Genomic DNA, 1182 nt, shown 5'->3' with positions numbered 1-1182 from the left:
ATCTATATATGTTGAATTATTGAAATTCCGAAATTTCGCCTGATTCCATCCTGATGCAAAGCCGATCTATAATCTTCAGAGGCTCCTTTTTAATCTGCTCCATGAATGTATGCACGTTTTTTCGGATTTCGTCGACTGTGTGGTAGAAGACGTTATTAACCACATCCGCCTTAAGCCATTTCCATAGCCCTTCTACGACATTCAGTTTAGGGCTGTATGGAGGCAGGAAAACCAGTTTAAGCCGACCTTGCTGCTCTTCAAGAAACGATTCCAGCAGCTTGGCATGATGAATTCGGGCATTATCCAAAACCATGACTATTTTGCCTGTGGGATAAGCTGCTACGACTTTCTGCAGAAACACCAGGAACTTGTCCGCCGTATATTCGTCATCTTCCTGCCATACGATGTTGCCCGTGACATAATCAACCGTAGAGAACAGCTTTACACCGCGATGTTTGCCGGTCGTTTTTATGATCCGTTGCTTGCCTTTAGCAAACCATGTATGCTGAAGTGCTTGATAGTCGCGGATCATGGCTTCATCTTCAAACAAGATATGATCAATTTCGCCGTTTTCCTGATTTTTTTAACCCTGGAAAGGTTTTTTCGACAAACTCTTTTTGCTTTTCTTCATCAGCCGCCGCTAAGGTATACGTTGGCTTGGTGTAGCTCATACCCAGTCGATGCATCATTAAGGACACCCCTTTGATGGAGTATTTCTTTCCGAACTCACGGTATATGTACTCACCGATCAGTTCAAGGGTCCAGTTAAATTTTGCCGTAAATCCGACCTCATAAGGGAGAGATTCCATGATCGTCTTCTTAAGCTCTGCTTGCTGCTCTGTTGTAAGCCGTACGCTGCGACCTGGAGAGAATTTCATCTGCAATCCATCTAAACCGGATGTTCGGTAGATCTTTATGTATGTTCTTACCGTACGCTCAGATCTTCCAATGATGATGGCTATCTGATCTTTATCGTGTCTAAGCAAATGCAATCGAATAGTTTGGTACCGCTCGAACATTCGGCGATCTTTTTCCTGTTTTAACCGTTTATCGACCTCTTGTATATCCTTATTTGCTTCCATCGCCAATCACCCGTCCATAATATGGTCTTTACTTATTCGACGTTTGATGGCTAGAAATCCTTTCCAATAAACTGGAAAGAGTTTGATTCAACTTATATAG

General features: G+C 42.7%; 1 protein-coding gene. It reads right to left on the bottom strand.

Annotated features, from left to right (window positions below; all coding sequences use genetic code 11):
• Positions 1–16: 16 nt before the first annotated feature.
• Positions 17–1082 (bottom strand): IS630 family transposase gene (locus FKP33_RS26730; protein WP_258313574.1). Its coding sequence is split into 2 segments (ribosomal slippage): positions 17–577 and positions 579–1082, totalling 1065 coding nucleotides; the frame shifts between segments, so codons are not numbered across the junction.
• Positions 1083–1182 lie beyond the last annotated feature (100 nt).

Origin of the sequence: Paenibacillus sp. tmac-D7 (assembly GCF_006519665.1) — a bacterium.
Classification (GTDB): Bacteria; Bacillota; Bacilli; order Paenibacillales; family NBRC-103111; genus Paenibacillus_G; species Paenibacillus_G validus.
This window is presented reverse-complemented; position numbering and strand designations above follow the sequence as displayed.